Here is an 8,049-nt window from a genome sequence, read left to right on the forward strand (position 1 = left end):
CACACATGTACATTCTAGGTGTTTCTTGTTTCTATCATGACGCCGCGGCAGCCTTGCTGCACGACGGTCATCTGCTGGCTGCAGCCGAGGAAGAGCGTTTCTCCCGCGTCAAGCACGATTACGGCTTTCCCATGCACGCCATTGAGTTTTGCCTGCAGAAGGCCGGCATTACGGCGGATGACCTCGATTACGTGGTTTTCTACGAAAAGCCGCTGCCAAAACTGGAACGTATCCTGCTGAGCATTTTGCAGACCGTGCCTCGCTCCTACGTGGTCTTTCGCGAGGCCATGATTGCCTGGTTCAATGAGAAACTGTGGGTCAAGGGCCTCCTGGTCAGCAAGCTCAACTTGCCGACAGACAAGATTCTCTTTGTAGATCATCATCTTTCGCACGCAGCCAGCGCTTTCTTCTGCTCGCCGTACAAAGAGGCCGCCATCCTGACGGTTGACGGCGTCGGCGAATGGACCACGGCCGCATTTGGCCGCGCCACGGCCCAGTGGGACGGCGTCGGTGAAAACCACATCTGGCTTGACCAGGAGATTCGCTTCCCACATTCCCTGGGTCTGCTCTATTCTGCCTTCACCGCCTGGCTTGGTTTTCAAGTCAACGAAGGCGAATACAAAGTAATGGGCATGGCGCCCTACGGTCAACCCAAATACACCGATCGGGTCGAAAAGCTCATCCAAGTGGCGCCTGACGGCTCCTTCCGCCTGAACATGGGTTATTTCACGTTCCATCATTCGACCGTCAGCACGTTCGGGGCGCGCTTCGTGGACTTGTTCGGAGCGCCGCGCGACCCGAATGCCCTGTTTGTCACCGACCTGACGCATCCCGGCGGCGACCACAGCCGGGAGTTGAAAGCCCAAAACCAGTATTACGCGGACGTCGCGGCCAGCATCCAGCACGTGACGGAAGAGACGCTGCTCAAAATGGCGCACAACCTGCACCGCACCACCGGCATGAAGCACCTGTGCCTGGCCGGCGGCGTCGCGCTCAACAGCGTCGCCAATGGTCGCATCTTGCGCGAGACGCCGTTCGAGTCCATTTACGTGCAGCCGGCCGCGGGTGATTCCGGCGGCGCGCTCGGCGCGGCGCTCTACACCTGGCATGTCCTGCTCAAGAAGCCGCGTGAATTCACCCTGGAACACTGCTATTGGGGCGCGGAGTACGGCCAAGCCGAGATCGAAACCTTCCTACGCAGCCAGTCCATTCCTTACCAGGTGCTGCCGGACGATCGGCTGCAGGCTGCGGTGGTGGATGATTTGTTGGCTGGCCGCGTCGTCGGCTGGTTCCAGGGGCGCTTCGAATGGGGCCCGCGCGCCCTGGGCAATCGCAGCATCCTGGCCGATCCGCGCCGTGCGGAGATGAAGGAAATCGTCAACGAGAAGATCAAGTTCCGCGAGCCGTTTCGCCCCTTCGCGCCGGTCGTAACCGAAGAAGCCGCGGGCCGCTACTTTGACCTGGACGCACCGGATACGCATTACCCGGCGCGCTTCATGCTCCTCGTTGAACCGATCTTCGAGAACCGCCAGCATGAAATCCCAGCCGTGACCCACATCGGAGGCAGCGGCCGCCTGCAGACTGTGCGCCGTGACTGGAATCCCCGCTACTATGGCCTGGTGGAGGCTTTTGGCGAGGCTACCGGCACGCCGGTTTTGCTCAACACCTCCTTCAACTTGCGCGGCGAGCCGATTGTCACCACGCCCGCCAATGCCTTCAACACCTTTAGCAAGAGCGAAATTGATACATTGGTCTTGGGCAATGCCCTCGTGCGCAAGGATCAGTTGGGGAAGCGTTCAACGTGATGCGATCGCTGCGAGGATTTCTGCGCGCGGCCGGACTGGCGCTGATGGGCATTTTGATTGCCGTCTTGCTGCTCGAGCTCACCGTGCGCATCCTGAATCTGGCCCCGCCTGCCTCCAGCCCAGGCTGGTTCTGGAAGTCGCCCGACCCGCAGTACGGTTGGCAACACCAAGCCGGCGCGACCGGGCGCTGGTTCAATCCATACAATGAATACAACGTCGAGGTCACGATCAACAGCAAGGGCCTGCGCGATGTGGAATTGGACTACTCCAAGGCCGCGGACGAATTCCGCATTTTGGTGTTGGGCGATTCGTACGTCGAAGGGCTGCGCGTGCCGCTGGAGCAGACCTTCAGCAAAGTGCTTGAGCAGCGCCTCAATGCCGGCAACTCGCCCATCAAATTCCAGGTCATCAATGCGGGCGTCAGCGCGTGGGGTAGCGATCAAGCGCTGCTCTGGTTTCGCAATGAGGGCATCAAGTATGAGCCTGACCTGGTCGTTTTGGGATTCTTTCCAGGCAACGATTTTCTGAACAATTCCGAAGCCCTGGAGGTCGAGAACTTCGGCAGCGTACGCAAGCCTTTCTTTGCCCTGGAAAATGGACAGCTCACGCTGCACTACTATCCGTTTGATCCCCAACAGGCGCCTAAGCCCACCGTCACGACCCCCATCAAGCCCACGGTGGGCGTCGCCGATGAGTCGCCGAGCGCGGCGCCTTTACAAAGTTGGCGCCCCTGGCTGCATCGCAACTCTGCACTCTATCGCTTTGTGACGCCGATGCTGCGCGAGTCTGTTCCGCCCCTGGCGCGCCTCTTGGTGCGCTGGGGATTGATCGAACCGGGGCAGGAGGAAATTGACGCCGCCCTGCCGGCCGATTATATTCCGGTGACCTACGGCGTTTATCGGCGTCCGCCCACGGAGCAGTGGCAGGACGCGTTCACCCTGACCAATGCGCTGCTGCGCACGTTGGACAGGGAAGTCACCGCGGCGGGCGCACGCCTGGCCGTTGTCATTCTCACAGCCCAGGAGCAGGTTTACCCTGCCTTGTGGGATGGCCTGCTGCAGCGTTATCCTGCCATGCAGGACAAGGAGTGGGATCTCGAGCAGCCAAATCGAGTCGTGTACAGCATTCTGGATGGGGGTAATATCCCGTACTTGGATCTGCTGCCGATCTTTCGCCGCCGCGCGGCGACCTCACGCGATCTGCTCCACCTGCGCCACGATGGGCACTGGACGCCCGCTGCGGAGCGCCTGGCGGGTGAGTCGCTGTATGAGTTCTTAGTTCAAAACAGGTTGGTGCCCGTGGCTGGTTCAGCTGAGCCGAGCGCCGCCCCAACGCCCTGAGAAGGCAGATTGTCGCCGGTCGAGCCGCCCCTTAGCGATCATCGCATGGGTGACTTTTCGACCGCAGGCGCCGTGAAATAGGAGGTGTTCGATGGATATCAAGCGCACGACACGTGATGCGGGCGCGCGAGTGGGCCTGGTGGGTGAGATGCTCGGATACCTGGCCAAGCGCCGGCTCTGGTTTATCATCCCGATGGTGGCTGTTTTGTTGTTGTTCGGTTTGCTGATTGTGCTCGCCCAGGCGACCGCGATCGGTCCGCTGATCTACACGCTGTTTTGATCGGGCGCGGCCGCCTCTGGGTCGGCGGCTGACTGCGCCCGCATGGAAAGGTTCCTGTGGAAGAACAACCGATCACGATTGTGATTGCCGAGCCATTTTCGGCGCTGGTTGATGAAGAGGCTTTGCGCGCCATCGTGCAGCGCACCCTACGTCTCGAAGGTTGGCCCGCCGCGGAGCTGACCGTGGTCGTGACGGACGACGCCCAGGTGCAGCAGTTGAACCGCGAGTACCGCGGCCTGGACGAGCCAACGGACGTGCTGTCGTTTTCCGCGCAAGAAACGCTGCCCGACGCAGCCGCCTTTGTCAGCGCGCCTGAACTGGCGCATTACCTGGGGGATGTCGTCATCGCCTATCCGTACGCGGCTGCCCAGGCGCCCACTTTCGGGCGGTTCGTGGCTGACGAATTGGCGCTGCTGGCCGTGCACGGCACCCTGCACCTGCTTGGCTATGATCACGCGACCCCCGTCGAAGAGGAAGCGATGTGGGCCAGGCAGGCCGCCATTCTCAACCCAGCATGAAGGCCAGGCACAGCTTTTGGGATGGGTTCCGCGTGGCCTTGATTGGCATGGGCTACCTCTTCCGTACGCAGCATCATGCCCGCATCCACCTCGCCATCATCCTGGCGGTGGTGGCTCTGGGCCTGTGGCTGACTTTACCGGCCGCGCATTGGGCTTTGCTCGTGCTGACCTTCTGCCTGGTGCTGGGACTTGAAGCCTGCAACAGCGCGATCGAAGCCCTGGGCGATGCCGTCACCCTGGACCAGCACCCCTTGATTGGCGCGGCCAAGGATGTCGCCGCGTCCGCGGTGCTCATGGCGGCCATGGGCTCTGTCATCATCGGCCTGCTCATCCTCGGGCCGCCGTTGTGGCAGAGGCTGATTGAATGAGGAATTCTGAATGAGGAACGCTGAATGAGGAACACTCAGCATTCAGAATTCATCATTCAGCATTCCCTCTCAGCGTAGGTAACGTTGAGAAACCGCGCTTGGCCTGTCGTTTACGACGCCATCGTGCAGCGAGCGCCACAACACCAGGTATTCGGCGTGCGCCCACACCAGCGGCGTCGCAGAGCCCGTGCCCTGGCCCGTATCTTCCCACACTTGTTCGCTCAACAGCCCGCCCACGTTGGCAAAGGCCTCCAGGGTGCGCAGCAGACTGGCGGCGGTTGCGTGATCGCCCGCCGCCACGGCGTAGACGCCGCGTTCGCCGGTGAGCAAGGGCCACGGTCGCCCTTTTTTCAAAACAGCGCTGGAAGGACTCTCTTCGCCGTACACATCACCGGGATAGCGATACCAGCTGAAGCCTTGCGGCGTTTGCGCCCGAATCGCGGCGTCAATTTCGGGCAAGGTGCCTGTCACCTCCGCATCGAGCGCGGGCAGCACGCCCAGCCGCACCAACTCCAGGAAACTGGCATCCACGACGTGGCGTTGATCCACGTTTTGTCCGCCAATGCGCAGAATGGCGCCCTCATTCGGATTGCCTTTTCCGGTCAGGCGCAAGAAATAGCGGCCATCACCCAACGGCCCTGTGGTTGTGAAGGTCCATGGCTTGACCTGCCGCTGCCACGCATCGGCCGTGGTCAACCAGGCCGTGGCCGAGGCCTCGTCTCCGCTCTGGCGCGCCAAGTCAGCCGCGGCGACCAGCCCCGCAATTTCCGCGGCCAACGTGGCCGGCGAGTAACCACCCATCTCCTCCCAACGCTCCTGGGGCGTGGCCGGGCCACGCGCGGCAATGAAAGCCGCCGCCGGTTTGACCAAACTGGCGTAGCGATCCACGGCGCCCAGCCGCGCAGCCAAGAGGATAGGAGCGGCCGCTTCGTCGAGCTGGGTGGAAATCCAGTGCGGCCGGCCGTCTACGTAACTGTTCTGCGGGAAGCCCCCAGTGGGCAGCTGCTGCACGTCATCCAGATACGCCAAGACCGCACGCGCCGTCGCCTCATCGCCTGCAGCCAGCAGCCCGGACGCCGAGTGGTACAGATCGCGCGCCCACACGCGCCGGTAGCCGCCCTTGTCCGTTGCGTCGGGTGAATGATCGCCCCAGGGCACGGCGCTCGACGCAATGATCGCGCCGCGGTAGGTCTTGTCCTCGTGCGCCTTGATGAGGGCCGCGCTCAAGTAAAACAGATCGGGCGCCTGGTCGTCCAGCTTCACCAGGCGCTGTTCATAACGCTGCCAGCCATCGAGATACGCCTGAGCGGTGGCGTCCCAACCTTGAGCAACGGCCCGCGCGGCCTGGTCACGCGCCACAGACTCACCGTCGCCAAAACCGAGCGCCAACACCCAGCCCGGCGCGGGCGGCAGCCAGACAGTCAAGGCCGGCCGGCCCGCGTCACCGGCCTGGTCAAAAGCCTGGTCAAGACGAAAATCGGCCAGGTCGGTCAAGCCGTCGCTGTTGCGCACGTAGCCTGCGGATGCAGTGACCCATGGGCTATCACTGGTGAGCGCAGCGAAAGTCGAGCTTTGCATGAGCGCGTTGGCGCTCGTATCGCTGAAGATGGCTACGCCCTCCGACCGGTTGACTTTGATGTGGTCGTCTTGGCCGGAGTTGGCCAGATGCGGCAGGGCATACAGGTAGACTTGATAGTCGCCTGGATCGCCTTGCAGGGCCTCGAAGGTTGCCTTGATGATAATGGCGTCCGCGGTCGGCGCGGCCGCAACCTCTTCCACGAGCCGATAGCGCTGCGCCTTGTCGGTCAAGGTGATGCGCCAGAACGGCAGGCGCGGCGATGGTCGTTCGGTCTTGATGTCGGCCTCGCGCCAGAGGTCATGCAGAAACGTTTTGCCATCGCTGACGAGAAAACGCAGCGAATGAAAATTGGCCTGGTCCAGGCGGGGCCAGAAGAGATCGGTCACTGCGCCGTCATCCAGGGTGAACCAGACGCGCGAGGGGTTGGTCTGGCTGATCGGGGCATCGTACGTAAAAGCAGTGCCTACGCCCTGGCGTGAGCCGCTGCTCCAGGCGCCCGGCGCGCGGGCGATCGCTTTTGGTTCGGGCGCGGGGCCGGTCGGTTGCGGCACAACCGAGGTGGGCAGAGCCGGCGTGTTCTGCGGGGGAATGATTTGTACGCCCGCGGCCACGGTCGGCGTGGCGCTGGCAACTGGCGTCAAAGATGGCATCGGCGTCGCGCCAGGGGCAGAGGTGGGCGTCGGCCCCTGGCAGGCTGCCAGGCCGATCAACAAGAGGAAGGCCGGGAATAGCTTGAGACTCCTGAAGTCTGGGAGACTTCGGAAATCTGGGTACTGCTTGGTTTTCATGCACATTGTAACACCGCCGCGCCGGTAATTTGGCTGCGCTTGAGGCGGCGCAGCACCTGGTTGGCTTCAAGGAGGGTAAACACTTCGACATCGGTCTGCAACGGAATCTTGGCGGCTAACGCCAACAGTTCCTCCGCATCTTGCCGCGTCGCGTTGGTCACGCTGCGCAGTTGGCGTTCCCCGTAGAGCAGACGGTAGTCGAATTCAGGAATCGGGCTGCTGTGAATGCCGGCCAGGGCTACCGCGCCGCCGCGTTCCAGCACACGTAAGGCGTCGAGCGTAACCCCGCCGGAGGGGGTAAAGTTGATCGCAGCGTCCAGCTTGAACGGCGGCGTTTCCTGCGGTGAGCCGGTCCACACCGCGCCGAGCGCAGCCGCGTGTTCCTGGTGCGCATCGCTGCGCGTGAAGACAAAGACCTCACAGCCCCAATGGCGTGCGACCTGGATCGTCAGATGCGCGCTGGCGCCGAAACCGAATAGCCCCAGGCGCTGCCCTGGCTGCACCTGGCTCAGGCGCAGGGCGCGATAGCCGATGACGCCTGCGCACAGCAGCGGCGCGGCCTGCTCATCCGCAAAGCCGGCCGGCAGGGCGAACGCGAAATCCGCCACGGCCAGCATGGCCCCCGCGTAACCGCCTGGCGTGTGCAGGCCCGTGAAGCGCGCCTGTTCGCACAGGTTCTCTTGGCCGCCGCGGCAAAAACGACACGCGCCGCACGTGGCATGAACCCACGCCACCCCGACGCGGTGGCCAACCTGGAAACGTGTCACGCCCGCGCCCAGGGCTTTCACCACTCCCACCACCTGGTGGCCGGGCGTCAGCGGCAGGTGCGGCAGGGCCAGCTCGCCTTCGACCGTGTGCAAGTCGGTATGACAAACACCGCACGCCCGCACCGTCAGCAGAATCTCGCCCGGGCCTGGCTCTGGCTCCGGCAGTTCGGACACCACGAGCGGGTCATTCTCATCCACAGACCAGGGCGCCAACAGTTGCATGGCTAACATGATAGGCTCGATTTCTCCGTTAGAGTGGGGAGCAGGTCAAGATGCCTGGCCGGGTGGCACTATACCATAGCCCGAACGCATGGTCAACTCGATCTTCACCAGTTCGACGTGAGCGGCTCGACCGAGACTTCGGCGAGGCTTCGATGAGCTCAGCCGAATCGCTCAGTCGAGCCGCTCGCCGAGGTCTCAGCCGAACGGCCCCCAGTTTGAACCGCACCCCAGCAGATTGGGTGCATTTCAATTTCGGGGCGTAGCCCCAGAGGGGCTTGCACCTCGTAGCCGGATGGCCTTTGGCCTCCGGCGGGGTTGGAGGCCACATAGCGTGCGCGCAACCAACGCCGCCCGACCGTGAACGGATCGGGCTACAAGGTGG

At 62.9% G+C, this 8,049-nt stretch carries 7 protein-coding genes; 5 read left to right on the plus strand and 2 right to left on the minus strand.

Annotated elements, in window-relative coordinates:
* The first annotated feature begins 5 nt into the window (after positions 1 to 5).
* The 5 genes from ACPQ6D_RS21060 to ACPQ6D_RS21080 all read left to right on the plus strand — a co-directional run bounded on the left by ACPQ6D_RS21060 (position 6) and on the right by ACPQ6D_RS21080 (position 4,311).
* The gene (locus ACPQ6D_RS21060; RefSeq protein ID WP_423226320.1) at positions 6 to 1,805 is read left to right on the plus strand and encodes a carbamoyltransferase family protein; all 1,800 of its coding nucleotides are present in this window, start codon (positions 6 to 8) and stop codon (positions 1,803 to 1,805) included.
* On the plus strand, positions 1,802 to 3,145 hold the full coding sequence (locus ACPQ6D_RS21065; RefSeq protein ID WP_423226321.1) for an SGNH/GDSL hydrolase family protein: 1,344 nt from the start codon (positions 1,802 to 1,804) through the stop codon (positions 3,143 to 3,145). Before ACPQ6D_RS21060 ends, ACPQ6D_RS21065 begins: the two co-directional genes overlap by 4 nt.
* A gap of 91 nt (positions 3,146 to 3,236) precedes the next feature.
* Complete coding sequence (locus tag ACPQ6D_RS21070; RefSeq protein ID WP_423226322.1) at positions 3,237 to 3,425, plus strand: DUF5989 family protein; 189 nt, start codon at positions 3,237 to 3,239, stop codon at positions 3,423 to 3,425.
* Between the two features lie 56 nt (positions 3,426 to 3,481).
* A complete protein-coding gene (gene ybeY / locus ACPQ6D_RS21075) occupies positions 3,482 to 3,943 on the plus strand; it encodes an rRNA maturation RNase YbeY (RefSeq protein WP_423226323.1) in 462 nt (153 codons plus the stop codon).
* Positions 3,940 to 4,311, plus strand: coding sequence for a diacylglycerol kinase family protein (locus ACPQ6D_RS21080; RefSeq protein WP_423226324.1), 372 nt, complete (start codon positions 3,940 to 3,942; stop codon positions 4,309 to 4,311). The genes ybeY and ACPQ6D_RS21080 overlap by 4 nt, the downstream gene beginning before the upstream one ends.
* 69 nt (positions 4,312 to 4,380) lie before the next feature.
* On the opposite strand, the gene ACPQ6D_RS21085 is transcribed toward ACPQ6D_RS21080, so the two are convergent.
* Positions 4,381 to 6,678 (minus strand): glycoside hydrolase family 15 protein, encoded by a 2,298-nt coding sequence (locus tag ACPQ6D_RS21085; protein WP_423226325.1) that lies wholly within the window; start codon positions 6,676 to 6,678, stop codon positions 4,381 to 4,383.
* On the minus strand, positions 6,675 to 7,676 hold the full coding sequence (locus ACPQ6D_RS21090) for a zinc-dependent alcohol dehydrogenase family protein (RefSeq protein ID WP_423226326.1): 1,002 nt from the start codon (positions 7,674 to 7,676) through the stop codon (positions 6,675 to 6,677). The genes ACPQ6D_RS21085 and ACPQ6D_RS21090 overlap by 4 nt, the downstream gene beginning before the upstream one ends.
* Between the last annotated feature and the right edge of the window lie 373 nt (positions 7,677 to 8,049).

Source organism: Candidatus Amarolinea aalborgensis, from assembly GCF_900491745.1.
Lineage (GTDB): Bacteria > Chloroflexota > Anaerolineae > SSC4 > Amarolineaceae > Amarolinea > Amarolinea aalborgensis.

What these genes read in the sequence shown, in the direction of transcription:
- ACPQ6D_RS21060 (WP_423226320.1), top strand. Translation starts at nt 6, where the DNA reads ATGTACATTCTAGGTGTTTCTTGTTTCTATCATGACGCCGCGGCAGCC.
- ACPQ6D_RS21070 (WP_423226322.1), top strand. Translation starts at nt 3,237, where the DNA reads ATGGATATCAAGCGCACGACACGTGATGCGGGCGCGCGAGTGGGCCTG.
- ACPQ6D_RS21080 (WP_423226324.1), top strand. Translation starts at nt 3,940, where the DNA reads ATGAAGGCCAGGCACAGCTTTTGGGATGGGTTCCGCGTGGCCTTGATT.
- ACPQ6D_RS21085 (WP_423226325.1), bottom strand. Translation starts at nt 6,678, where the DNA reads ATGAAAACCAAGCAGTACCCAGATTTCCGAAGTCTCCCAGACTTCAGG.
- ACPQ6D_RS21090 (WP_423226326.1), bottom strand. Translation starts at nt 7,676, where the DNA reads ATGTTAGCCATGCAACTGTTGGCGCCCTGGTCTGTGGATGAGAATGAC.